Source organism: Microbacterium sp. No. 7, from assembly GCF_001314225.1.
Classification (GTDB): Bacteria; Actinomycetota; Actinomycetes; order Actinomycetales; family Microbacteriaceae; genus Microbacterium.
The window spans coordinates 2,103,422-2,126,285 of sequence record NZ_CP012697.1 but is presented as its reverse complement, the minus strand read 5'-3'; the positions used below and the strand labels follow the sequence as shown (position 1 = coordinate 2,126,285).

Below are 22,864 nucleotides of genomic sequence, written 5' to 3'. Positions count from 1 at the left end.
CATCGGCCCACGGTTGCTATTCGGTTGCGGATGTGCTCTTCGCGATCGCCCCGATCTCGACGTGTGCCGGCGGTTCACTCAGGTCCACGTAGTCCTCAGTGTCTTGCGATTCTACAGCGCCGTCGGCCTGCGGCATACGATCGGCCACGTAGGGCGAGGGCTCGAGCCCGAGGTGGCGGCGCTTCTGCACGATCATGATCGCGAGGCCGACGACGACGCCGATGATCGCGGCCCACACGTTCGTCCGCAGCCCGAGGATGATGTCGCTCGGATCGATGCGGATCGACTCCCACACGATGCGTCCGGCGCTGTACCACACGAGGTAGAGCCCGAACAGGCGACCCCACTGCAGGGTGAAGCGGCTCCCCGCCCAGAGCAGCACGAACACGCCGATCAGGTTCCAGACGACCTCGTAGAGGAACGTGGGGTGGAACAGCGTGCCCGGCTCCAGTCCCGCGGGGAAGGCGGGGTTGGTCTCGCTGATCTCCAGGCCCCACGGCAGGTCGGTGGGCAGGCCGAACAGCTCCTGGTTGAACCAGTTGCCGAACCGGCCGACCGCCTGCGCCAGCAGCAGGCCGGGGGCGAGCGCGTCGGCGAAGGTCCAGAACCGGATGCCGGTCCACCGGCATCCGAGCCACGCGCCCACGGCGCCGCCGATGAGCGCCCCGTAGATCGCGATGCCGCCGTCCCAGACGTTCCAGATCGCGTCGCGCACGAAGGGGTTCCACCACTCGTGGCCCTCGCGGAAGTAGAAGTCCGCGTGCGTGAACACGTGGTACAGGCGCGCCGCGACGATCGCGAACGGCACCGCGAGCAGGGCGATGTCGATCACGACCCACCGCTCCGCCCCTCGCCGCGTGAGACGGTTGTTGGTGAGCAGCGCGGCCAGCACCATCCCCGTCATGATGCACAGGGCGTAGAAGTGGATGGGGACCGGGCCGATCGAGAAGCTGTTGATGCTCGGGCTCGGGATGCTGGCTGCCACGGAGAGTGCGGAGAAAGTCACGACCGCGAGTTTAGCCCGCCCCGCCCCGCGCGCACGTCAGGACGTGAGCGCGCGGGTCGCCTCGGCGAGGCCGTCGAGCCCGCCGTCGCGCAGCGCGCGCACGAGGGCCGTGCCCACGATCGCGCCGTCCGCGTACTCGTGCACGCCCGCGACCTGCTCGCGCGTCGAGATGCCGATGCCGACGCACGCGTTCTCGGCGCCGTGCGCGCGGAGCCGCTCGACGAGCCGCCGCGCGGCCGCGTCGAGCTCGGCGCGCTCGCCCGTGATGCCCATCGTCGAGACCGTGTACACGAAGCCCGTCGTGCTCTTCACGATGAGGTCGAGCCGCTCGTCCGTCGACGTCGGGGCCGCGAGGAAGACGCGGTCGAGACCCGTGCGCTCGGACGCGGCGATCCACTCCTCCGCGGCCTCCGGCGTGATGTCCGGCGTGATGAGGCCCGCGCCTCCCGCGGCCGCGAGGTCGTCGGCGTAGCGGTCGACGCCGTACTGCAGCACGGGGTTCCAGTAGGTCATGACCAGCACCGGCCTGTCGGTGCGCGCCGTGATCTCCCGCACCGCGGTGAACGTGTCGCGCACGCGGAACCCGCCCGCGAGGGCGGCCTGCGTCGCCTCCTGGATGACGGTGCCGTCCATCACCGGGTCGGAGTAGGGAGGGCCGAGCTCGAGGATGTCGGCGCCGTTCTCGGCCAGGGTGACCGCCGCGTCGATCGACGTCTGCAGGTCGGGGAAGCCCAGCGGCAGGTACCCGACGAAGGCGCCGCGGCCCTCCGCGCGCGCCGCCGCGATCGCCTCGGCCACTCGGCTCACGGCTGTGCCCCCTCGTCGTAGAGCCCGAACCAGCGGGCGGCGGTGTCCATGTCCTTGTCGCCGCGGCCCGAGAGGCACACGGCGATCACCGCGTCGGGGCCGAGCTCGCGCCCGAGCCGCAGGGCGCCCGCCAGGGCGTGCGCCGACTCGATCGCGGGGATGATGCCCTCGGTGCGGCTCAGCAGCCGCAGGGCGTCCATCGCCTCGCTGTCGGTGGCGGGGATGTACTCCGCGCGGCCGATCGCCGCGAGCCACGCGTGCTCGGGACCGACGCCGGGATAGTCGAGGCCGGCCGAGATCGAGTGCGACTCGATCGTCTGGCCGTCGTCGTCCTGCAGCACGTAGGTCTTCGAGCCGTGCAGCACGCCCGGACGGCCGCGCTCGATCGAGGCCGCGTGCCGCTCGGTGTCGACGCCGTCTCCCGCGGCCTCGACGCCGTAGAGGCGCACGTCCTCGTCGTCGAGGAACGCGTCGAACATGCCGATCGCGTTCGAGCCGCCGCCGACGCACGCCACGACGGCGTCCGGCAGCCGGCCCGTGACCTCCTGCAGCTGCTCGCGGGCCTCCTCGCCGATGACCTTCTGGAAGTCGCGCACCATCGCGGGGAACGGGTGCGGGCCCGCGGCGGTGCCGAAGATGTAGTTCGTGGTCTCGACCGACGCCACCCAGTCGCGGTACGCGTCGTTGATGGCGTCCTTGAGCGTGCGCGAGCCCGTCGTGACGGGCACGACCTCCGCGCCGAGCAGGCGCATGCGCGCGACGTTGAGCGCCTGCCGCTCGGTGTCGACCTCGCCCATGTAGATGGTGCAGTCGAATCCGAACAGCGCCGCCGCCGTCGCCGTCGCGACGCCGTGCTGGCCGGCGCCGGTCTCGGCGATGACGCGGGTCTTGCCCAGCCGCTGGGTGAGCAGGGCCTGGCCGAGCACGTTGTTGATCTTGTGCGAGCCCGTGTGGTTGAGGTCCTCGCGCTTGAGCAGCACGCGCGCACCGCCCGCGTGCTCGGCGAACCGCGGCACCTCGGTGACGATCGACGGACGGCCCGCGTACGTGCGCAGCAGGCGCACGAACTCGGCCTGGAAGGCGGGATCGGCCTTGGCCGCCTCGTACTCCGCCGTCAGCTCGTCGATCGCGGCGATGAGCGACTCGGGCATGTACCGGCCGCCGAAGTCGCCGAAGAACGGCCCTGCGGCCTCTCGCAGGCTCACGTGGACTCGCTCCGTTCGGTCGGTGCGACGCTCGAGCCCGCCTCCAGGAAGGCGTGCAGCGTCGTCACGGGGTCGTTGGTCACCAGTGCCTCGCCGATCAGCACGACGTCGGCGCCGGCGGCGCGGTAGTGGGCGACGTCGGCGGGCGTGAGCACGGCCGACTCGGCGATCCTGACGGCGTCGGCCGGAAGGTGCGCGGCGAGCCGCCCGAACAGATCGCGGTCGAGCTCGAACGTCGACAGGTCGCGGGCGTTCACGCCGACCAGTCGCGCGCCGACGTCGGCGGCCCGGTGCACCTCGTCGAGCGCGTGCGTCTCGACGAGGGGGGTCATCCCGAGCTCGAGGATGAGCGCGTGCAGCCGCTCGAGCACGGGCTGCTCCAGCGCCGCCACGATGAGGAGCACGAGATCGGCGCCCGCGGCGCGCGCCTCGAGCACCTGGTACTCCGTCGCGATGAAGTCCTTGCGCAGCACGGGCAGCCGGACGGCGGCCTTCACGGCCTCGAGGTCGGCGAGCGACCCCTTGAAGCGGCGTCCCTCGGTGAGCACCGAGATCGCCGAGGCGCCGCCGGTCTCGTAGAGGCCGGCCTGGTGCGCGGGGTCGGGGATCGCGGCCAGGTCGCCGCGGGACGGGCTCGCGCGCTTCACCTCGGCGATGATCTTCACCCGCTCCGAGGGGGCGAGGGCGGCCAGGGCGTCGAGGGCCGGCGTCTGCGCCAGGGCGGCGCGTTCCACGACGGCCGTCGGCCGATCCTGTGCGCGTGCGTCGGCGTCCTCCACCGCGCCCGCGGTGAGGTCCGCGAGCATGCTCAATGCTGCTTCGGGGTGTACTTGGGTCCGTTCACGCCGTAGCCGGCCTTCGCCATGATCCAGCCCACGATCGCGCCCACCACGAGCAGGACCGCCGAGGCGACGACGAGCGCCGGCATCTCGAGCCAGAAGAAGAGCGTGCCCAGCGCGAAGGCGAGCAGCATGATCACAACGGCCGTCCAGGCGGCGGGCGAATGTCCGTGTCCGGGGTCGGCGATCGGGTTGCTCATGGTTCTCCTTACGCTTACGGGATGCCGCCAGTCTAGCGGTCCGTGGGGTCGTCGCCGCGCGACAGGTCGTCCCACGAGTCGATCGCGTCGTGCGGACGCGACCGGTCGACGCGATCGGCCTCGGCCGCGTCGGTGCGGTAGCGCCGCCCCGAGCCGGCCCAGCGGTGCGCGGTGGCGAGGGTGAACACGCCGCCGGCGCCGATCAGGACGGCGGCGGCCAGCGCGAGCACGGGCCACGCGGTGGCCGAGATCGACGAGACGAGCGCCGACACCGCGGCGGTGCCGGCGAGGCCCGTCGCCTCGGTGACGACGGCGGCCACGGCGTCGAGCGGATGCTCGGCGGCGATGCGCCACGCCGACCAGGCGAGCGTCGCCCCGATCGCGAGGGCGAGGGCGCCGAACGCATAGCGCAGCGGCCTGCCCACGAGGGCGAGGGCGAGCCCGAGGGCGAGCGCCGCGAGGCTCAGCGGGGCGAGGAGCGGCACCGCCGCGTCGCCCGACACCTCGAGGACGTCGCCCGTGTCGCCCAGCGTCACGAGCAGCCAGCTCTGCGTCGAGGAGATCAGGGCCAGGGCGCCGCCCACGACGATGACGAGCAGTGCGACCAGCCGCGCGCGGCGCATCACGGCAGTCCCACCACCGGCGTCAGGTCGACGCCGTCGAAGCACGTCCGGTCCCCCGTGTGGCAGGCGGCGCCGATCTGGTCCACCGTGACGAGCAGGGTGTCGCCGTCGCAGTCGAGACGCACGCCCCGCACGTACTGCACGTGACCCGAGGTGTCGCCCTTGCGCCAGTATTCCCCCCGGGAGCGCGACCAGAACGTCACGCGGCCGGTCGTGAGCGTGCGGCGGAGCGCCTCGGCATCCATCCACGCGAGCATGAGCACCTCGCCGGTGTCGTGCTGCTGGATCACCGCGGGCACGAGCCCGTCGCCGTTGAACGCGACGCGCGCGATCGCCTCGTCGGGGCTCATCGCCGCACCTCGACGCCGGCGTCGGCCAGCGCGGCCTTCACCTCGCCGATCGTCAGCTGACCGGAGTGGAAGACCGAGGCCGCGAGCACGGCGTCGGCGCCCGCGGCGATGGCGGGAGCGAAGTGCTCGGTCGCCCCCGCGCCGCCCGACGCGATCACCGGGACGCGGGAGATCTCGCGCATCAGCGCGATCAGCTCGAGGTCGAAGCCGTCGCGCGTGCCGTCGGCGTCGATCGAGTTGACCAGCAGCTCCCCCGCGCCGCGCTCGATGGCCTCCCTCGCCCATTCCAGGGCGTCGAGCGTCGTGAGCGTGCGCCCGCCGTGCGTCGTCACGACGAAGCCCGACGGCGTGTCCGGCGCCCGCTTGACGTCGAGCGACAGCACGAGCACCTGCGCGCCGAACCGGTCGGCGATCTCGTCCACGAGCGCCGGTCGCGCGATCGCCGCCGAGTTCACGCCGACCTTGTCGGCGCCCACGCCGAGCAGGCGCGCGACGTCGTCGGCCGAGCGCACGCCGCCGCCGACGGTCAGCGGGATGAAGACCTGCTCCGCGGTGCGGCGGACGACGTCGAACATCGTCGCCCGCTCGTCGACCGTCGCGGTGACGTCGAGGAACGTGAGCTCGTCGGCGCCCTGCTCGAAGTACCGGCGCGCGAGCTCCACGGGGTCGCCCATCTCGCGCAGGTTCTCGAAGTTGACGCCCTTGACCACCTTGCCGTCGGCGACGTCGAGACACGGGATGACCCGGCAGGCGAGCGTCATCAGAGCCTCGCGTTGTGGATCGCGGTGACGAGGATCGCCCGCGCGCCGATCGCGTACAGGGCGTCCATGACCTGGTTGACCGTCGCGCGCGGCGTCATGACGCGCACCGCGACCCACTCGGGGTCGCGGAGGGGCGAGATCGTCGGCGACTCGATGCCGGGGGCGATCTTCACGGCCTCGTCGACCAGGCGCGCGGGAAGGTCGTAGTCGACGAGCACGTAGCGTCGCGCGACCATGACGCCGCGCAGCCGCCGCAGCAGCGTCTCGGTGCCCTCCGCGTCGTGCGGCGAGGCGATCAGGACCGCCTCCGACTCCAGCAGCACGGGCCCGAAGATCTCCAGGCCCGCCTGACGCAGCGTCGTGCCGGTCGACACGACGTCGGCCACCGCGTCGGCGACGCCGAGGCGCACGGCCGACTCGACCGCGCCGTCGAGCGGCACGAGGTCGACGGCGACGCCGTGGCGGTCGAGATAGGCGTCGACGAGGCCCGGGTAGGCGGTCGCGACGCGCAGACCGTCGAGGTCGGCGAGCTCGCCGAACCGTCCGGGAGGACCGGCGAAGCGGAAGGTCGAGGCGCCGAAGCCGAGCTTCTCGACCTCGCGGGCGCCGGGCATGCGCGCGTCGAGCAGCAGGTCGCGGCCGGTGATGCCGACGTCGAGGGCGCCCGAGCCGACGTAGGTGGCGATGTCCTTGGGGCGCAGGTAGAAGAACTCGACGTCGTTGACGGGGTCGAGCACGTGGAGGTCCTTGGAGTCGCGCCGGCCGGTGTATCCGGCCTCGGCGAGCATCTGGGCCGCGGTGTCGGCGAGCATGCCCTTGTTGGGCACGGCGATGCGAAGCATGCGTAGGTCTTTCGTGTCAGTCGTGTACGTGGGTCACCGGGGCGGGGTCACAGATGTCGGTACACGTCCTCGAGCGTCAGGCCCTTGGCGAGCATCAGCACCTGCAGGTGGTACAGCAGCTGCGAGATCTCCTCGGCGGCCGCGTCGTCGGACTCGTACTCGGCGGCCATCCACACCTCGGCGGCCTCTTCGACGATCTTCTTGCCGATCGCGTGCACGCCGCGGTCCAGCTGCGCGACGGTTCCCGAGCCCTCGGGGCGGGTGGCGGCCGTATGGGTCAGCTCGGCGAACAGCTCGTCGAAGGTCTTCACCCTGCCAGGGTACCGGGCGTCAGTGGCGGTGGTGCGCCGCGGCCTCGTCGCGCAGCGCCGCGATCGCCGCCTCGGGGCTCTCTCTGCCGAAGACCGCCGAGCCCGCGACGAACGTGTCGGCGCCCGCCTCGGCCGCCTGCGCGATCGTCGACTCCGAGACCCCCCCGTCGACCTGCAGCCACACCTGCGAGCCGCGACGACGCACCTCGTCGTGCAGCCGGGCGAGCTTGGGCATCATGCCGGCCAGGAACGACTGGCCGCCGAAGCCGGGCTCCACGGTCATCACGAGGATCTGGTCGAACTCGTCGAGCACGTCGAACAGCGGCTCCACGGGCGTCGTCGGCTTGATCGCGACGCCCGCCCGGGCGCCGATCCGCCGCAGGCGCCGCGCGAGCGTGATCGGCGCCGTCGCGGCCTCGAGGTGGAAGGTGACGCTCGCCGCGCCCAGCTCCGCGTATCCGGGCGCCCAGCGGTCGGCATCCGCGATCATGAGGTGCACGTCGAGCGGGACGGGGCTCGTCGCCTGGATGCGCTCGACCATCTGCGGGCCGAAGGTGAGGTTCGGCACGAAGTGGTTGTCCATGACGTCGACGTGCACGAAGTCGGCGGAGGCGATGCGGGCGAGATCCGCCTCCATGTTCACGAAGTCGGCGGACAGGATGCTGGGATTGATGCGCGGCACCCGTCGATTATCTCAGCGGAGCCGGGAGTATCTCAGCGGAGCCGGGAGTATCTCAGCGGAGCCGGCTCGCTCCCGCCCCGTCACCGCCGGCCGAGGAGCGTGATCGACATCGCGTCGGTGCCGTGCCGGTGCGGCCACAGCTGTGCGCGTCCCGTGCCGTCGACGGGCGCGGGGAGATCGAGCGGATGCCGCGCGACGTCCTGCAGCACGGCGCGGGCGTCGAGCTCGACGAGCTCGCCGTCGAAGGCGCGCCGCACGTCGGCGACGACGCCGGCCGTCTCGGCCAGGTGCGGCGAGCACGTCACGTACGCCACGACGCCCCCGGGCGCGAGCGCGGACGCCGCCGCGCCCAGCAGCTCGCCCTGCAGCGCCGTCAGCTCGGGCACGTCGCCCGGCGCCTTGCGCCACCGGGCCTCGGGCCGGCGGCGCAGCGCCCCCAGGCCCGTGCAGGGCGCGTCGACGAGGATGCGGTCGTAACGCGCGCGTCCCGCGCGCGTGCGGCCGTCCTCCTCCGAGACCGGCACGCCCCCGGGGACGCCCGCCACGGAGTCGCGCACGAGCTGCGCGCGCGCCGGCGCGACCTCGTTCGCCTCGAGGGCGGCGCCGTGCAGGCGGGCCTCCGCGGCCAGCACCGCCGTCTTCCCCCCGGGGCCCGCGCAGAGGTCGAGCCAGCGCTCGCCGGCCCGCACCGGACGCGCGCGGCTGAGGGCCAGCGCCGCGAGCTGCGAGCCCTCGTCCTGCACGCGCAGCCGTCCGCCCGAGCCGGCCACGACCGGCCCCGGATCGCCGCCCGGCCACCGGAAGCCCAACGGCGAGGCGCCCGTGCGCTCCGCGTCGGCGGGGATCTCGGCGAGGCCCGGCAGCGCCGCCATCGTGACGACGGGCGGTACGTTGTCGCTCGCGAGCAGCGCCGTCAGCTCGTCGGCACGCCCCTCGGCGGCGAGGGCGCGGCGGAACGCGCGGATGACCCAGACCGGGTGCGCGAACCGCACGGCGAGACGCTCGTCGTCCGACCGCGCGGCGTCCTCCAGCCGCGCGATCCAGGCGTCGAGGTCGCGCTCCGACACCCGGCGCAGCACGGCGTTCGCGAATCCCGACGCGGGGCCGCCCGCGGCCTTGCGCACGAGGCGCACGGTCTCGTTGACGGCGGCGTGCGAGGGCACGCGCATCGCGAGCAGCTGGTGCACGCCCAGCCGCAGGGCGTCGCGCACCGCCGGATCGATCGCCGCGACGTCGCGGCCCGCGGCATCCGCGACGATCGCGTCGTAGGTGCCGAGCATCCGCAGCGTGCCGTAGGAGAGCTCCGTCGCGAACGCGGCGTCCGCGCCGCCCAGCCCGGCACGCCGCAGGGCGCGCGGCAGCAGCAGGTTCGCGTAGGCGTCGGACTCGGAGACGGCGCGCAGCGTGTCGTAGGCGACCCACCGCGGCGTCGCGCTCACGGGGCCTCCCCCGGCAGCGCGATGCGCGGGTCGTCGGCGCGCAGGCCGCGCCACCAGTCCGCGGCGGCCATGGCGCCCTTGCCGGCCGGCTGCACGGTCGTGAGGGCGATCGTGCCATCGCCCGTTCCGGCGATCACTCCACGCTGGTGCAGAGCGAGGCGGCCCGCGTCGAGCGCGACATCGGGTCCGCGGTGAGCGGCGAGCACCTTGAGCCGCTGCCCGGCGAACATGACGTGAGCGCCCGGTTCGGGCGTCGTCCCCCGGTAGCGCTCGAGCACGCGTTCGGCCGGCTGCGACAGGTCGAGCGCGCCGTCGGCGATCGTCAGCTTGGGCGCGAGCGTCGGCTCCCCCGTCTGCGGCGCAGGCCGGGCGGTGCCGTCGGCGATCCGGTCGAGGACGTCGACGAGCAGCTCTGCGCCGCGAGCGGCGAGCTCGGCGAGCACGTCACCGGCCGTCGCCGTGGGCGGGACGTCGTAGCGCAGCCGCCCGTAGACGTCCCCGGCATCCAGCGCCGGCACGAGGCGGAAGACGTCGGCGCCCGTCTCGCGATCCCCCGCGATGAGCGCGTGCTGCACGGGCGCCGCGCCGCGCCACCGCGGCAGCAGCGAGAAGTGCAGGTTGATCCACCCGTGCGGCGGCAGCGACAGCAACGGCTCGCGCACGAGCCCGCCGTAGGCGACGATCACCCCGAGGTCGGGCTCGAGCCGGGCGATCGCCGCGGTCGCGTCGTCGTCGAGACGGTCGGCCTTGATCACCGGAACCCCCAGCTCGGCGGCCGCCTGCGCCACCGGCGACGGCGTCAGCACGCGCTTGCGACCAAGCGGCGCGTCCGTGCGCGTGACGACGCCGACCAGTTCGTGGGGCGACGCCGCGACCGCGCGCAGCGACGGGACGGCGGGCGCGGGCGTTCCCGCGAAGACGATGCGCATGAGACTCCTCACAGCTCCAGCTCGGGCACGTCGAGCCGCACCCTGAGTGTAGTTCGGCGGTCTCGCCCGCGACGGCCGCGCAGCGCCTCCGAGACGACCGCCGCGCGCAGCGATTCCGCGACCGCCTTGCCCAGGCCGTAGTCGAAGCGCACGAGCGACCGCACCGCGTCGTCGGGCAGCGTGCCCGTCGCGGCGCCGGTGGCCGCGAGCGGGACGGGGCCGAGCAGGGCGTCGGCCGGAAGCGCCGGCACGTCGCCGCGCAGCCGCTCCCAGGCCGCCTTCACGGCCGTCGCGGTCCCCTCCACCGTCGCGACGCGCACGGTCGGAGGCATCCGCAGCGGCGCGCGGTCGGCGAGCTCCGCTCGCGCGTAGGCGGCCTGCGTCCACGTCGCGAGCGCACGCGCGACGGGGCCGTCGACCCCGACGAGGTGCACGGGCGCCCCGGGGGCCGCGAGGGCGGCGGCGTTCGACCACCAGCGCAGGCACGACTCGCCGATCCGCAGCTGCTCGGCCAGCAGCATGCGCTCGGCGTCGAGCAGGACCACGGCGCGATAGCCCCCCGGGGCGAGGGGCTCGGCGCCCCGCGTGGCGATCACGAGCGCCGGCCTCGCCTCGACCTCGGTGACCTGGTGCTCGCCGTCGGCGACGATGACCCGCGTGTGCGGGAAGGCGCGCCCCAGCTCGTCGGCGGTGCGCTCCGAGCCCGATGACACCATGCGCAGCCGGTTCGACGAGCACTCCGCGCAGGCCCACGCCGCGAAGGCCCGGCCGCACCACGCGCAGTCGGGGGCGGAGCCCGGGCGGCGGGCCCGCAGCGGGCCGGCGCAGTGCGGGCAGCGCGCGGGATGCCGGCACTGCGCGCAGACGAGGACGGGCGCGTAGCCGGGACGGGCCACCTGCACGAGCACCGGGCCGTCCGCGAGGGCGTCGCGCACCGCCGCGAACGCCGTCGACGGGATGCGGGCGCCCCGCGGCTCGCTCTCGCCCGTCGCCGACAGCACGACGCGCGGGCTCTGCCGCCGCGCGGCCGGGACGTCGTGCACCCAGCCGAGCAGCACGAGCCGTTCGACGTCGGTCGTGCGCGTGTGTCCCGCGAAGACGAGCGCGCTGCCCTCGAGCTCCTGCCTCAGCAGGGCCGCGTCGCGCGCGTGCACGCCGGGGCTCAGCGGCTCGGCGAGCAGCGGGTCGCCGTCGTCCCAGACGATGACGACGCCGACGTCGTGCGCGGGCGCGTAGACCGTCGACCGCGTCCCGACCACGACGCACGGCACGGGGCTCAGCACGCGGAGGTACGCGGCGTAGCGCTCCGGGCCGGAGCGGTCGGCGTCGTCGCGCACGACGGCGTCGGCCGGGGCGTGCCGTTCCAGCGCCCTCAGGACCTGTGCGCGGTCGCGGTGGTCGGGAAGCGCGACGAGCGCGCTCCGCCCGCGGGCGAGCGTCGCGATCGCGATCGCGGCGAGCAGCTCGGCCCACTGGCCCTGCGGCTCGCCGGGCACGGGATGCGGCACGGCGTCGACGGCGACTCGTTCGCCGGCCGCGATCCGGTCGTCGAGGGTCGGGAAGCCGCCGAGCACGTCGCGGGCCCAGAGCGCGGCCGCGGCGTCGATCGCCGGCGCCGGGGGCGGCGGCGCGGCGAGCCACGCCTTCTCGGCGCGCACCATGCGCTTGGGGATCGCGAGGCGCAGCACGTCGCTCGCCGACCCCGCCGCGCGATCGGCCGCCCGGCGCGCCAGCGTATAGAGGGCGAGCGGCAGCACGGCGACCGGCGACACGACCGCGTCGAGCTGCGACAGCGGTCGCGGCGGCTCGGAGATCTCGGCGAGCTCGACGATCCAGCCCTCGACGACGCGGCCGGCCGATCGCAGCGGCACCTTCACGCGCACGCCGGGCAGCGCCGTCTCTGCGAGCTCGGCGGGGATCTCGTAGTCGAACAGCCGGTCGAGCTGCGGCAGCGGCACGTCGACGAGCACGCGCGCGACGCGGATCATGTCGGCGTCCCGTCTAGAGCCCGGCCGCGGCCTTCAGCTCGTCGACGCGGTCGGTGCGCTCCCACGTGAAGTCGGGCAGCTCGCGGCCGAAATGGCCGTACGCCGCCGTCTGGGCGTAGATCGGGCGCAGCAGGTCGAGCCGCTCGATGATCGCCTGCGGGCGCAGGTCGAACACCTCGCGGATGGCGTCCGTGATGCGCTCGTCCGGCACGTGCCCCGTGCCGAACGTCTCGACGTACAGCCCGACGGGCGCGGCGCGGCCGATCGCATAGGCGACCTGCACCTCGAGCCGGTCGGCGAGGCCTGCGGCGACGGCGTTCTTCGCGACCCAGCGCATCGCGTACGCCGCCGAGCGGTCGACCTTCGACGGGTCCTTGCCGCTGAACGCGCCGCCCCCGTGACGCGCGGCCCCGCCGTAGGTGTCGATGATGATCTTGCGCCCCGTGAGGCCGGCGTCACCCTTCGGGCCGCCCGTCACGAAGGGACCGGCGGGGTTGATCACGTACTTCACGTCGGACAGGTCGAGACCCGTCGACCGCAGCACGGGGTCGATGACCTCGGCCTGCACCGCCGCACGCAGCGCGGGGATGGAGATGTCGGGATGGTGCTGCGTCGACAGCACGACCGTGTCGACCGTGCGCGGCACGGCGCCGTCGTAGCCGAGGGTGACCTGGGTCTTGCCGTCAGGGCGCAGGAACGGCAGGGCGCCGCTGCGACGCGCGTCGGTCAGCCGCTCCGCGAGCCGGTGCGCGGTCCAGATCGCGAGCGGCATGAGCTGCGGCGTCTCGGTCGTCGCGTAGCCGAACATGATGCCCTGGTCGCCCGCGCCGAGTGCGTCGACCGGGTCGTCGGAGCCGCCCTCGCGGTGCTCGATCGCCGTGTCGACGCCGGCCGCGATGTCGCCGGACTGCTCGCCGATCGACACCGTGACGCCGCACGAGTCGCCGTCGAAGCCGGTCTCGCTCGACGTGTAGCCGATGCGGTTGACCATGCGGCGCACGATGCCGGGGATGTCGACGTAGCCGTCGGTGCGCACCTCTCCCGCGACGTGCACGAGACCCGTCGTCACCAGGGTCTCGACCGCCACGCGGCTGCCCGGGTCGACGGCGAGCAGGGCGTCGAGGATGCTGTCGGAGATCTGGTCGCAGATCTTGTCGGGGTGGCCCTCGGTGACCGACTCGGACGTGAAGAGGCGCAGCTGGCTCATGGATGTGCTCCAAGCAGAACAGAAGGGGTGTCACACAATCATGCCCCCGGCATCCGACATCCGGATCCCAGGGGCACGAGAACGCCACACGGCGTCACGGGAAGATCAGTCGACGTGGCGCAGGCGCAGCTTGTCCTCGTGGATCTCGTGCAGCGCGATCGTGAGGGGCTTGTCCTCGATGCTCGAGTCGACGAGCGGCCCGACGTTGTCGAACAGGTTGCCCTCGTGCAGGTCGGAGTAGTAGTCGTTGATCTGGCGCGCGCGCTTCGACGCGTAGATCACGAGCTGGTACTTCGAGTCGACCTTCTCGAGCAGTGCGTCGATGGGCGGGTCGATGATGCCCTTGTCACGCGTGGTCATGGAGGACCTCCTGAGGTCGGATGCGGGTGGAGAGTCGTCGCCGGTGCGTCGCCGCCGGAGCGCAGCGATCACGGCATCCGATCATTCTACCCGACGCGGCGCGACGAGCCCCTCCCGTCGGTCGACGAATCGGGTTTCGACACGCGCACTCCGTGCGCTGCTCGACCAGCGGGGGCGGTAGCCGCCCTCCGCCCCACCCCGCTGGTTGAGGAGCTGCCCCGGAGGGGCAGCGTATCGAAACCCCTCCCGCCGACCGTTGCACAGCCCCCGCGGATTCTCCGCGGGGACGGACCGCGCCCTACCGCGCGAGCGTCGCCACCTCTGCCGCCGCGCGGGCGATGTCGTCGTTCACGACGCGGTAGTCGAACTCGCCCTGCGCCGCGAGCTCGACCTTGGCGGTGCGCAGGCGTCGCGCGCGCTCCTCGGCGTCCTCCGTGCCGCGTCCGACGAGCCGGTCGACGAGCTCGTCCCAGCTCGGCGGCAGCAGGAAGATGAGGGTCGCGTCGGGCGCCGCCGCGCGCACCTGGCGCGCGCCCTGCAGGTCGATCTCCAGCAGCACGGTGCGGCCCTCGGCCAGCGCCGTGTCGATCGGCGCCTTCGGCGTGCCGTAGCGGTGCCTGTTGTGCACCGTCGCCCACTCGAGCAGCTCGCCCGATGCGACGAGCCGGTCGAACTCGGCGTCGTCGACGAAGAAGTAGTGCTCGCCGTGGACCTCGCCCGGGCGGGGCGCCCGCGTCGTCGCCGAGACCGAGAGCAGGATCTCGGGGTGGTGCTCCTTGATGTGCGCCGCCACGGTGCCCTTGCCGACGGCGGTGGGGCCCGCAAGCACGAGCAGGCGGCTGCGACCCGGGCGCGCGACCGCCTCCGGGAGACGCCCGTCGATGAAGTCGAGCAGCACCGTGCGCTGCCGCGAGCCGAGACCGCCCAGCCGCTTGACGGGCGAGATGCCGAGCTCGGACAGGATGCGGTCGCGCTTGCCCTCGCCGATCGCGGGGATGGAGGTGAGGAACTCCGTGACGCGCATCGTCCCCGCCGGCGACGCCGGGTCGGCCCACGCACGGCGCAGCAGCTCCTGCGGGGTCACGACGCGCGTCGAGACGTCGCGCTTGAGCGCGGCGCGGGCGCGGCGCACCTCGACCGCGCGCCGCGATGCCGCGGCGCGGTCGACCTCGGGCGGGGTACGCGAGTCAGCCATCCTTGCCCTCCTGAGCAGAGAGTCCGTCACGAATCGCACGATACAGCGCCGCGCGCTCTGCGATGCGCGCGCGGATGCCGTCGGGGCCGGCCGACAGCACGCTGCGGCTCTCGTTCGCCACGACGCCGGGGGTCAGCGCGCCGAAGATCGCGCGCAGGTCGGCCGGCTCGGCGCCCTGCGCGCCGAAGCCCGGCGCCAGGATGGGCGCCCCGCGCAGCACGTCGTCGCTCAGCCCGACCGACGCGCGGTCGACCGTCGCGCCGACGACCAGGCCGATCGGCCCGAGCCCGTCGCCCGCGAACGCCGCGCTCGAGTTGATCGCCGTCACGTCGCGCGCCACGCGCTGCGCGACGGTCTCGCCGTCGCCCGCGGCCACGTCGACCGTGTGCGCGCTCTGCAGCGCGTACGCCTCGGGGTTGCTCGTCGCGGCCAGCACGAACACGCCCTTGCCCGCGCGCACCGCGGTCGTCAGCGTCTCGCGCAGCGAGTCGGGGCCGAGGTACGGGCTCACCGTGAGGGCGTCCGCCTCCAGGGGCGCGCCCGCGTCGAACCACGCCGCCGCGTATCCCGCCATCGTCGAGCCGATGTCGCCGCGCTTCGCGTCGGCGATCACGAGCAGGCCGGCGTCGCGCGCTGCCCGCTGCACGTCCTCCAGCGCCGCGAACCCGGCCGAGCCGAAGCGCTCGAAGAACGCGACCTGCGGCTTCACGACGCCCGCCTGCCCGGCGGCGGCCTCGACGACGCGCAGGCCGAACTCGCGCACGCCCGCGGCGCCGGCATCCAGTCCCCACTCGCGCAGCAGCGCCTCGTGCGGGTCGATGCCCACGCACAGCGGCCCGTGCGCCTCGAGTGCGGCGCGCAGGCGCGCGCCGAACGAGGTCATGCACGCTCCCGGCGGTCGGCGGCGTACTCCTGCAGGCTCCGCACCGCGAAGCCCTCGCGCAGCACGGGCAGCGCGCTCACGGCGGCGCCGAGCACGGCCATCGTCGTGAACAGGGCCTTGTCGCCCGCGACGGCGGCCGCGCGGATCTCGTAGCCGTCGGCGCGCGCGATGCCGCCCGACGGGGTGTTCACGACGATGTCGATCTCGCCCGCGTTGATGAGGTCGACGATGTTGCGCTCGCCCGTCCCCTGCGTCTCGGAGTACTTCTCGACGGTCTCCACCCGGATGCCGTTGCGGGCCAGGATCTCGGCGGTGCCCTCCGTCGCGACGATGCGGTAGCCCAGCTCCTGCAGGCGGTGCGCCGGCAGGATGACGGCGCGCTTGTCGTCGTCGGCGACCGAGAGGAACACCGTGCCCGACGTCGGCATGCCGCCGTACGCCGCGGCCTGGCTCTTCGCGAACGCGGTCGGGAAGTCGCGGTCGATGCCCATGACCTCGCCGGTCGAGCGCATCTCGGGGCCGAGCACCGAGTCGACCGTGCGGCCGTCGGCGGTGCGGAACCGCTTGAACGGCAGCACCGCCTCCTTGACCGACACGGGGGCGTCGAGCGGCACGCGCGAGCCGTCCTGCGCGGGCAGCAGCCCCTCCGTCTTGAGCTCCGCGATCGTGGCCCCCGCCATGATCCGCGACGCCGCCTTGGCCATCGGGATGCCCAGCGCCTTCGACACGAACGGCACGGTGCGCGACGCCCGCGGGTTCGCCTCGATGACGTAGAGCACGCCCGCCGACACGGCGAACTGCACGTTCAGCAGTCCGCGCACGCCGACGCCCTCGGCGATCGCGAGCGTCGCGGCGCGCACCCGGTCGACCTCCGTGCGGCCGAGCGAGATCGGCGGCAGCGTGCACGACGAGTCGCCCGAGTGGATGCCGGCCTCCTCGAGGTGCTCCATGACGCCTCCGACGTACAGCTCGTTCCCGTCGTAGAGGGCGTCGACGTCGATCTCCACGGCGTCGTCGAGGAAGCGGTCGACGAGCAGCGGCGCGCTCTCGCCGATGATCGCCTGGTCGGCGATGCGCACGAAGTAGTCGCGCAGGCTCGCGGTGTCGTAGACGATCTCCATGCCGCGTCCGCCGAGCACGAAGCTCGGGCGCACGAGCACCGGATAGCCGATCTCCTCGGCGATCGCGATCGCGCCCGCCTCGTCGGTCGCGGTGCCGTGCCGCGGCGCCGTCAGGCCCGCGCGCTCCAGCAGCTGCGAGAACTGCTCGCGCTCCTCAGCGACGTCGATCGCCGCGGGCTTCGTGCCGAGGATGGTGTAGCCGGCCTCCTCGATGCCCTTCGCGAGCCCCAGCGGCGTCTGGCCGCCGAGCTGGCAGACGACGCCGAGGATCTCGCCCGACTGCGACTCCGCGTGCAGCACCTCGAGCACGTCCTCGAGCGTCAGCGGCTCGAAGTAGAGGCGGTCGCTCGTGTCGTAGTCGGTCGAGACCGTCTCGGGGTTGCAGTTGACCATGACGGTCTCGAACCCGGCGTCGGCGAGGGCGAACGACGCGTGCACGCACGAGTAGTCGAACTCGACGCCCTGGCCGATGCGGTTGGGGCCCGAGCCGATGATGACGACCTTCGTGCGCTCCGACGGCGTGACCTCGGTCTCGGTGTCGTAGGACGAGTAGTGGTAGGGCGTGAGCGCCGGGAACTCGCCGGCGCACGTGTCCACCGTCTTGTAGACCGGGCGGATGCCGAGGCCGTGGCGCACGCCGCGCACCTCCGCCTCGGTGAGACCGCGCAGCTGTGCGAGCTGCGCGTCGCTGAAGCCGTGCTCCTTCGCGAGGCGGATCGTCGCGGCGTCCAGCTCCGCGGCATCCGCGACGAAGGCGGCGACCTCGTTGATCAGCACGATCTGGTCGAGGAACCACGGGTCGATCTTGGTGGCCTCGAACGCCTGCTCGATCGTCGCGCCCTTGCGCAGCGCCTGCTGCAGCGTCACGATGCGGCCGTCGGTGGGGGTCTTCGCCGTCTCCAGCAGTTCCTCGACCGAACGCGGCTCCTCGCCCCAGTGGAACGACGAGCCGCGCTTCTCCAGCGAGCGCAGCGCCTTCTGCAGCGCCGTCGCGTAGTTGCGGCCGATCGCCATCGCCTCGCCGACGGACTTCATGGTCGTCGTCAGCGTCGCGTCGGCGGCGGGGAACTTCTCGAAGTTGAACCGCGGCACCTTCACGACGATGTAGTCGAGGGTCGGCTCGAAGCTCGCCGGCGTCGCCCGCGTGATGTCGTTGGGCACCTCGTCGAGGCGGTAGCCGATCGCGAGCTTCGCCGCGAGCTTCGCGATCGGGAAGCCCGTGGCCTTCGACGCGAGCGCCGACGAGCGCGAGACGCGCGGGTTCATCTCGATCACGATGATGCGCCCGGTGTCGGGGTCGACGGCGAACTGGATGTTGCAGCCGCCCGTGTCCACGCCCACGGCGCGGATGATGTCGATGCCGATGTCGCGCAGCTTCTGGTACTCGCGGTCGGTGAGCGTCAGCGCGGGGGCGACCGTGATCGAGTCGCCGGTGTGCACGCCGACGGGGTCGACGTTCTCGATCGAGCACACGACGACCGTGTTGTCGGACGTGTCGCGCATGAGCTCGAGCTCGTACTCCTTCCAGCCGAGGATCGACTCCTCCAGCAGCACCTCGGTGGTCGGCGAGTCGCGCAGGCCGGCCCCGCCGATGCGGCGCAGGTCGTCCTCGTCGAACGCGAAGCCCGAGCCCAGGCCGCCCATCGTGAACGAGGGCCGCACGACGAGCGGGTAGCCGAGCTCCGCGGCGCCCGCGAGCAGGTCGTCCATCGTGTGCGCGATGACCGAGCGGGCCACGTCGGCGCCGGCGGCGATGACGAGCTCCTTGAAGATCTGGCGGTCCTCGCCCTTGCGGATGGCGTCCACCTTGGCGCCGATCAGCTCGACGCCGTACCTGTCCAGGATGCCCTGCTCGTGCAGCGCCATGGCGGCGTTCAGCGCGGTCTGCCCGCCGAGGGTCGGCAGGATCGCGTCGGGCTTCTCCTTGGCGATGATGGTCTCGATCACCGCGGGGGTGATCGGCTCGATGTAGGTCGCGTCGGCGAAGTCGGGGTCGGTCATGATCGTCGCCGGGTTCGAGTTGACCAGGATGACGCGCACGCCCTCCTCGCGCAGCACGCGGCAGGCCTGGGTGCCCGAGTAGTCGAACTCGCACGCCTGGCCGATCACGATCGGGCCCGACCCGATGACGAGGACTGAGTTGATGTCGGTGCGCTTAGGCACGGTTCTCCTTCACCAGGTCCGCAAACCTATCGAACAGGTAGTTGGCGTCGTGCGGGCCCGCGGCCGCCTCGGGGTGGTACTGCACGCTGAACGCGGGGATGTCGAGGGCGCGCAGGCCCTCCACGACGTTGTCGTTGAGGCCGATGTGGCTGACCTCGACGCGGCCGTAGCCGTTCGGGCTGTCCACGGTGCCCTCGAGCGGCGCGTCGACGGCGAAGCCGTGGTTGTGCGCCGTGATCTCGACGCGTCCGGTCGCCTTGTCGAGCACGGGCTGGTTGATGCCGCGGTGGCCGAACGGCAGCTTGTAGGTGCCGAAGCCGAGCGCGCGGCCGAGCAGCTGGTTGCCGAAGCAGATGCCGAAGAACGGCAGCCCCGCGTCGAGCACGGCGCGCAGCAGCGCGACGTGCCGGTCGCTGGCGGCCGGGTCGCCCGGGCCGTTCGAGTAGAAGACGGCGACGGGGTCGATGGCGCGGACGTCGTCGATCGTGACGTCCTGGGGCAGCACGTGCACCTCGAAGCCACGCGCGGCGAGGTTGTCGATCGTCGCCTGCTTGACGCCCAGGTCGAGCACCGCGAGGTTGCCGAGGCGCTCCCCCTGCGCGGGGGTGACGCTGGCGACGTCGACGGAGACCTGCGCCGAGAGGTTCCGGCCCGCCATCGGCGGCGCGTCGCGCACGATGCGCAGCTGCTCCCCGGCATCCAGCGCCGCGGCCTCGCCCGAGAAGATGCCGCCGCGCAGCGACCCGGCGCTGCGCAGCACACGGGTGATCGCGCGCGTGTCGATGCCGCTGATGCCGACGATGCCGTCGCGCACGAGCGCGTCGTCGAGCGACTCCTCCGCGCGCCAGTTGGAGACGACGCGCGAGGGGTCGCGCACGATGTAGCCGGCGACCCAGACGCGACGCGACTCGGGGTCTTCGCCGTTCATTCCCGTGTTGCCGATGTGCGGCGCGGTCTGCAGCACGATCTGGCCGGCGTACGAGGGGTCGGTCAGGGTCTCCTGGTAGCCCGTCATGCCGGTCGCGAAGACGACCTCGCCGAGGGTCGTCCCGCGCGCGCCGTAGGCGCGTCCGGTGTGCCGGGTGCCGTCTTCGAGGACCAGGACGGCGGGGTCTGTCGTGAGGATCATGCGTCGCTTTCCGCGAGGTCGGAGGGATCGGCGGATGCCGAGGGAGGGGATGCCGGCGTCAGGATGCCGGAGATCGCGTCGGTCAGGGCGCGCGCGGAGCTCTCCTGGGGCCGGAAGTAGCTGTCGACGACGTCGCCGGCGTCGGTGCGCCAGCTCAGTCGCACGAGGCCGTCGCGCTCGACGACGCGGTCGATCGCGACGGTGGCCTGCTCGACCGCGGCGATGCGCTCGCGGTCGAAGAAGATGCGGGGCTGGCCGGTGAGGTCGAGGGCCACGCCCGCGTCGGTGACGGTGACGTCGGCGCGCGAGCGGAACGTCAGGCCGCGGATCGAGAGCCGCTCGAGCGGCTCGGCGTGCCGCGTGGTCGCGACGTACAGTCCCGACACGACCGTACGCGTCGCGGCGTTCGCGGGCGCCTCGCCCACGGGCACGGCGATGCCGCTGTCGCGGCGCGCGCGTCGCAGCCAGCCCCACAGGCCGAGGGCCAGCAGCACGACGGCGAAGCCGATCATGATGCCGATGGCGATCTCGCGGGTCATGCGCGTGCCCCCTCGGCGCCGGATGCGGTCAGGTCCTGCAGCTGCGCGTCGGCGACGGTCACGACGCCGCGCGAGATCGTCCAGCGCACCTCGCCCGGCAGCTCCTGGCCCAGGTAGGGCGAGTTGCGGCTGCGGCCGCGCAGGTCGTCGACCGAGAACGCGCGCGCGGGCGCCGGGTCGTAGAGCGTGAGCGAGGCGGGTGCGCCCGCCTCGACGGGCGTGCCGGCGTCGTCGAGGCGGCCGATGCGCGCGGGGGCCGTGGACATGACCCGCGCGACGTCGTCCCAGGTGAGCATGCCCGTGTCGACGCACGCCTGCTGCACGACCCGCAGGGCGGACTCGAGCCCCACCATGCCGTGCGACGCGGCCTGCCACTCGCACGACTTCGTCTCGGCCGGGTGCGGGGCGTGGTCGGTCGCGACGATGTCGATCGTGCCGTCCGCGAGCCCTTCGCGCACCGCCCGCACGTCCTCGTCGCGGCGCAGCGGCGGGTTGACCTTGTACCGCGGGTCGTATCCGCGCACAAGCTCCTCGGTGAGCAGCAGGTGGTGCGGGGTGACCTCGGCGGTGACGTTCACGCCGCGCTTCTTGGCCCAGCGGATGATGTCGACCGAGCCGGCGGTCGACAGGTGGCAGACGTGCAGGCGCGAGCCGACGTGCTCGGCCAGCAGCACGTCGCGCGCGATGATCGACTCCTCGGCGACGCGGGGCCAGCCGGCCAGGCCGAGCTCGGCGGAGACCGTGCCCTCGTTCATCTGGGCGCCCTGCGTGAGGCGCGGGTCCTGCGCGTGCTGGGCGATGACGCCGTCGAACGCCTTCACGTACTCGAGCGCGCGACGCATGATGAGCGGATCCCACACGCACGATCCGTCGTCGCTGAACACGCGCACGCGGGCGCGCGAGGTCGCCATGGCGCCCAGCTCGGCGAGGCGCTCGCCCTTCTGGCCCACGGTGACGGCGCCGATCGGCTGCACGTGCACGTAGCCGGCCGCCTCGCCGAGCGCGAGCTCCTGCTCGACGACGCCGGCGGTGTCGGCGACGGGCTGGGTGTTGGGCATCGCGAAGACGGTGGTGAACCCGCCGGCCGCAGCGGCCTGCGAGCCGGTGAGGATCGTCTCGGAGGCCTCGAACCCCGGCTCGCGCAGATGCGTGTGCAGGTCGACGAGCCCGGGGAGCGCGATGAGCCCGTCGGCGTCGACGACGCGTGCGCCGGCACGGCTCAGTCCGCTGCCGACCTCGGCGATCACGCCGTTCTCGACGACGACGTCGGCGGCCTCTCCCCCGTTGATCCTGGCGCCGCGGATGACGATGGTCATGATGCGTTCTCCTCCGTGTTCGTCTCGCGTTCGCCCGCCAGCAGCAGGTACAGCACCGCCATGCGCACCGACACGCCGTTCGCGACCTGTTCGAGCACGGTCGAGCGCGGTGAGTCGGCGGCGTCGGCGGAGATCTCCAGGCCGCGGTTCATCGGTCCCGGATGCATCACGATGCTACCGGCAGGAAGGGCGGCCAGTCGCCCCGCGTCGAGCCCCCAGCGCCGGGAATACTCCCGTTCGGTGGGGAAATACGCGGCGTTCATGCGTTCCAGCTGGATGCGCAGCATCATGAGCGCGTCGGGCCCCTCGGCGACGGCCTCGTCGAGGTCGTAGCGCACCGACACGGGCCAGGCGGAGAGATCCTGCGGCACGAGGGTCGCGGGGGCGACGATCGTGACCTCGGCGCCGAGCGTCGTGAGCAGCCAGACGTTCGACCGGGCCACGCGCGAGTGCAGGATGTCGCCGACGATCGCGACCCGCATGCCCGCGAGGTCGCGACCCCGGCTGTCGTCGCCGTGCCGGCGCTTGCGCATCGTGAACGCGTCGAGCAGCGCCTGCGTCGGGTGCTCGTGCGTGCCGTCGCCCGCGTTGACGACGCCGGCCGAGATCCAGCCGCTCGTCGCGAGCGTGTGCGGCGCGCCGGAGGCGCCGTGGCGGATGACGACGGCATCCGCGCCCATCGCCTGCAGCGTCTGCGCGGTGTCCTGCAGCGACTCGCCCTTCGAGACGGACGAGCCCTTCGCGGAGAAGTTGATGACGTCGGCCGACAGGCGCTTGGCGGCGGCCTCGAACGAGATGCGGGTGCGCGTGGAGTCCTCGAAGAAGAGGTTCACGACGGTCTTGCCGCGCAGCGTCGGCAGCTTCTTGACCTCGCGGCTCTGCGTCGCGCGCATGTCCTCGGCGACGTCGAGGATGCGCACGGCGTCGGCGCGCGAGAGCGTCTTGGTGTCGAGCAGGTGTCGCATGCCG

General features: G+C 73.2%; 23 protein-coding genes. All 23 read right to left on the bottom strand.

Translation table 11 applies throughout. The features are described from left to right. Positions 1-16 precede the first annotated feature (16 nt). The 23 genes from lgt to AOA12_RS09615 all read right to left on the bottom strand — a co-directional run bounded on the left by lgt (position 17) and on the right by AOA12_RS09615 (position 22,860). Complete coding sequence (lgt, locus tag AOA12_RS09725; protein WP_054682390.1) at positions 17-1,006, bottom strand: prolipoprotein diacylglyceryl transferase; 990 nt, start codon at positions 1,004-1,006, stop codon at positions 17-19. 36 nt (positions 1,007-1,042) lie between these two features. After that, positions 1,043-1,813 (bottom strand): tryptophan synthase subunit alpha, encoded by a 771-nt coding sequence (gene trpA, locus AOA12_RS09720; protein WP_054682389.1) that lies wholly within the window; start codon positions 1,811-1,813, stop codon positions 1,043-1,045. Continuing rightward, on the bottom strand, positions 1,810-3,018 hold the full coding sequence (trpB, locus tag AOA12_RS09715; RefSeq protein ID WP_054682388.1) for a tryptophan synthase subunit beta: 1,209 nt from the start codon (positions 3,016-3,018) through the stop codon (positions 1,810-1,812). The genes trpA and trpB overlap by 4 nt, the downstream gene beginning before the upstream one ends. Further along, complete coding sequence (trpC, locus tag AOA12_RS09710) at positions 3,015-3,824, bottom strand: indole-3-glycerol phosphate synthase TrpC (protein WP_054682387.1); 810 nt, start codon at positions 3,822-3,824, stop codon at positions 3,015-3,017. Before trpC ends, trpB begins: the two co-directional genes overlap by 4 nt. 2 nt (positions 3,825-3,826) lie before the next feature. Beyond that, positions 3,827-4,057, bottom strand: coding sequence for a DUF6704 family protein (locus AOA12_RS09705; RefSeq protein ID WP_054682386.1), 231 nt, complete (start codon positions 4,055-4,057; stop codon positions 3,827-3,829). 32 nt (positions 4,058-4,089) lie between these two features. Then, on the bottom strand, positions 4,090-4,680 hold the full coding sequence (locus tag AOA12_RS09700) for a Trp biosynthesis-associated membrane protein (RefSeq protein WP_054682385.1): 591 nt from the start codon (positions 4,678-4,680) through the stop codon (positions 4,090-4,092). Next, on the bottom strand, positions 4,680-5,030 hold the full coding sequence (gene hisI / locus AOA12_RS09695) for a phosphoribosyl-AMP cyclohydrolase (protein ID WP_054682384.1): 351 nt from the start codon (positions 5,028-5,030) through the stop codon (positions 4,680-4,682). Before hisI ends, AOA12_RS09700 begins: the two co-directional genes overlap by 1 nt. Further along, positions 5,027-5,791 carry an imidazole glycerol phosphate synthase subunit HisF gene (hisF, locus tag AOA12_RS09690; protein ID WP_054682383.1) on the bottom strand — a complete coding sequence of 255 codons (765 nt, stop codon included), beginning with the start codon at positions 5,789-5,791 and terminating at the stop codon, positions 5,027-5,029. The genes hisI and hisF overlap by 4 nt, the downstream gene beginning before the upstream one ends. Then, positions 5,791-6,633 carry an ATP phosphoribosyltransferase gene (gene hisG, locus AOA12_RS09685; RefSeq protein WP_054682382.1) on the bottom strand — a complete coding sequence of 281 codons (843 nt, stop codon included), beginning with the start codon at positions 6,631-6,633 and terminating at the stop codon, positions 5,791-5,793. The genes hisF and hisG overlap by 1 nt, the downstream gene beginning before the upstream one ends. A gap of 47 nt (positions 6,634-6,680) precedes the next feature. Continuing rightward, positions 6,681-6,944, bottom strand: coding sequence for a phosphoribosyl-ATP diphosphatase (locus tag AOA12_RS09680; RefSeq protein ID WP_054682381.1), 264 nt, complete (start codon positions 6,942-6,944; stop codon positions 6,681-6,683). A 19-nt stretch (positions 6,945-6,963) separates the two neighbouring features. Continuing rightward, a complete protein-coding gene (gene rpe / locus AOA12_RS09675) occupies positions 6,964-7,626 on the bottom strand; it encodes a ribulose-phosphate 3-epimerase (protein ID WP_054682380.1) in 663 nt (220 codons plus the stop codon). A gap of 80 nt (positions 7,627-7,706) precedes the next feature. Further along, on the bottom strand, positions 7,707-9,065 hold the full coding sequence (locus AOA12_RS09670) for an RsmB/NOP family class I SAM-dependent RNA methyltransferase (RefSeq protein ID WP_054682379.1): 1,359 nt from the start codon (positions 9,063-9,065) through the stop codon (positions 7,707-7,709). Then, positions 9,062-9,994, bottom strand: coding sequence for a methionyl-tRNA formyltransferase (gene fmt / locus AOA12_RS09665; RefSeq protein ID WP_054682378.1), 933 nt, complete (start codon positions 9,992-9,994; stop codon positions 9,062-9,064). Before fmt ends, AOA12_RS09670 begins: the two co-directional genes overlap by 4 nt. An 8-nt stretch (positions 9,995-10,002) precedes the next feature. Further along, on the bottom strand, positions 10,003-11,982 hold the full coding sequence (locus AOA12_RS09660) for a hypothetical protein (RefSeq protein WP_054682377.1): 1,980 nt from the start codon (positions 11,980-11,982) through the stop codon (positions 10,003-10,005). A gap of 13 nt (positions 11,983-11,995) precedes the next feature. Then, positions 11,996-13,189, bottom strand: coding sequence for a methionine adenosyltransferase (gene metK / locus AOA12_RS09655; RefSeq protein WP_054682376.1), 1,194 nt, complete (start codon positions 13,187-13,189; stop codon positions 11,996-11,998). A gap of 105 nt (positions 13,190-13,294) precedes the next feature. Further along, complete coding sequence (rpoZ, locus tag AOA12_RS09650) at positions 13,295-13,549, bottom strand: DNA-directed RNA polymerase subunit omega (protein ID WP_054682375.1); 255 nt, start codon at positions 13,547-13,549, stop codon at positions 13,295-13,297. 298 nt (positions 13,550-13,847) lie between these two features. Next, on the bottom strand, positions 13,848-14,744 hold the full coding sequence (gene gmk, locus AOA12_RS09645; RefSeq protein ID WP_054682374.1) for a guanylate kinase: 897 nt from the start codon (positions 14,742-14,744) through the stop codon (positions 13,848-13,850). Next, positions 14,737-15,627: an orotidine-5'-phosphate decarboxylase gene (gene pyrF / locus AOA12_RS09640; RefSeq protein WP_054682373.1), complete on the bottom strand. Its 891-nt coding sequence runs from the start codon at positions 15,625-15,627 to the stop codon at positions 14,737-14,739. The genes gmk and pyrF overlap by 8 nt, the downstream gene beginning before the upstream one ends. Further along, complete coding sequence (carB, locus tag AOA12_RS09635) at positions 15,624-18,911, bottom strand: carbamoyl-phosphate synthase large subunit (RefSeq protein WP_054682372.1); 3,288 nt, start codon at positions 18,909-18,911, stop codon at positions 15,624-15,626. Before carB ends, pyrF begins: the two co-directional genes overlap by 4 nt. Beyond that, positions 18,904-20,040 (bottom strand): glutamine-hydrolyzing carbamoyl-phosphate synthase small subunit, encoded by a 1,137-nt coding sequence (gene carA / locus AOA12_RS09630; RefSeq protein WP_054682371.1) that lies wholly within the window; start codon positions 20,038-20,040, stop codon positions 18,904-18,906. Before carA ends, carB begins: the two co-directional genes overlap by 8 nt. Next, positions 20,037-20,579 (bottom strand): PH-like domain-containing protein, encoded by a 543-nt coding sequence (locus AOA12_RS09625; protein WP_054682370.1) that lies wholly within the window; start codon positions 20,577-20,579, stop codon positions 20,037-20,039. Before AOA12_RS09625 ends, carA begins: the two co-directional genes overlap by 4 nt. Beyond that, complete coding sequence (locus AOA12_RS09620) at positions 20,576-21,895, bottom strand: dihydroorotase (protein WP_054682369.1); 1,320 nt, start codon at positions 21,893-21,895, stop codon at positions 20,576-20,578. Before AOA12_RS09620 ends, AOA12_RS09625 begins: the two co-directional genes overlap by 4 nt. Next, a complete protein-coding gene (locus AOA12_RS09615) occupies positions 21,892-22,860 on the bottom strand; it encodes an aspartate carbamoyltransferase catalytic subunit (RefSeq protein WP_054686938.1) in 969 nt (322 codons plus the stop codon). The genes AOA12_RS09620 and AOA12_RS09615 overlap by 4 nt, the downstream gene beginning before the upstream one ends. Between the last annotated feature and the right edge of the window lie 4 nt (positions 22,861-22,864).

Excerpts from the sequence above, each read along its gene's own strand:
- trpC (WP_054682387.1), bottom strand. The coding sequence starts at position 3,824 with ATGCTCGCGGACCTCACCGCGGGCGCGGTGGAGGACGCCGACGCACGC.
- AOA12_RS09705 (WP_054682386.1), bottom strand. The coding sequence starts at position 4,057 with ATGAGCAACCCGATCGCCGACCCCGGACACGGACATTCGCCCGCCGCC.
- AOA12_RS09700 (WP_054682385.1), bottom strand. The coding sequence starts at position 4,680 with ATGCGCCGCGCGCGGCTGGTCGCACTGCTCGTCATCGTCGTGGGCGGC.
- hisI (WP_054682384.1), bottom strand. The coding sequence starts at position 5,030 with ATGAGCCCCGACGAGGCGATCGCGCGCGTCGCGTTCAACGGCGACGGG.
- hisF (WP_054682383.1), bottom strand. The coding sequence starts at position 5,791 with ATGACGCTCGCCTGCCGGGTCATCCCGTGTCTCGACGTCGCCGACGGC.
- hisG (WP_054682382.1), bottom strand. The coding sequence starts at position 6,633 with ATGCTTCGCATCGCCGTGCCCAACAAGGGCATGCTCGCCGACACCGCG.
- fmt (WP_054682378.1), bottom strand. The coding sequence starts at position 9,994 with ATGCGCATCGTCTTCGCGGGAACGCCCGCGCCCGCCGTCCCGTCGCTG.
- AOA12_RS09660 (WP_054682377.1), bottom strand. The coding sequence starts at position 11,982 with ATGATCCGCGTCGCGCGCGTGCTCGTCGACGTGCCGCTGCCGCAGCTC.
- metK (WP_054682376.1), bottom strand. The coding sequence starts at position 13,189 with ATGAGCCAGCTGCGCCTCTTCACGTCCGAGTCGGTCACCGAGGGCCAC.
- rpoZ (WP_054682375.1), bottom strand. The coding sequence starts at position 13,549 with ATGACCACGCGTGACAAGGGCATCATCGACCCGCCCATCGACGCACTG.
- gmk (WP_054682374.1), bottom strand. The coding sequence starts at position 14,744 with ATGGCTGACTCGCGTACCCCGCCCGAGGTCGACCGCGCCGCGGCATCG.
- pyrF (WP_054682373.1), bottom strand. The coding sequence starts at position 15,627 with ATGACCTCGTTCGGCGCGCGCCTGCGCGCCGCACTCGAGGCGCACGGG.
- carA (WP_054682371.1), bottom strand. The coding sequence starts at position 20,040 with ATGATCCTCACGACAGACCCCGCCGTCCTGGTCCTCGAAGACGGCACC.
- AOA12_RS09625 (WP_054682370.1), bottom strand. The coding sequence starts at position 20,579 with ATGACCCGCGAGATCGCCATCGGCATCATGATCGGCTTCGCCGTCGTG.
- AOA12_RS09620 (WP_054682369.1), bottom strand. The coding sequence starts at position 21,895 with ATGACCATCGTCATCCGCGGCGCCAGGATCAACGGGGGAGAGGCCGCC.
- AOA12_RS09615 (WP_054686938.1), bottom strand. The coding sequence starts at position 22,860 with ATGCGACACCTGCTCGACACCAAGACGCTCTCGCGCGCCGACGCCGTG.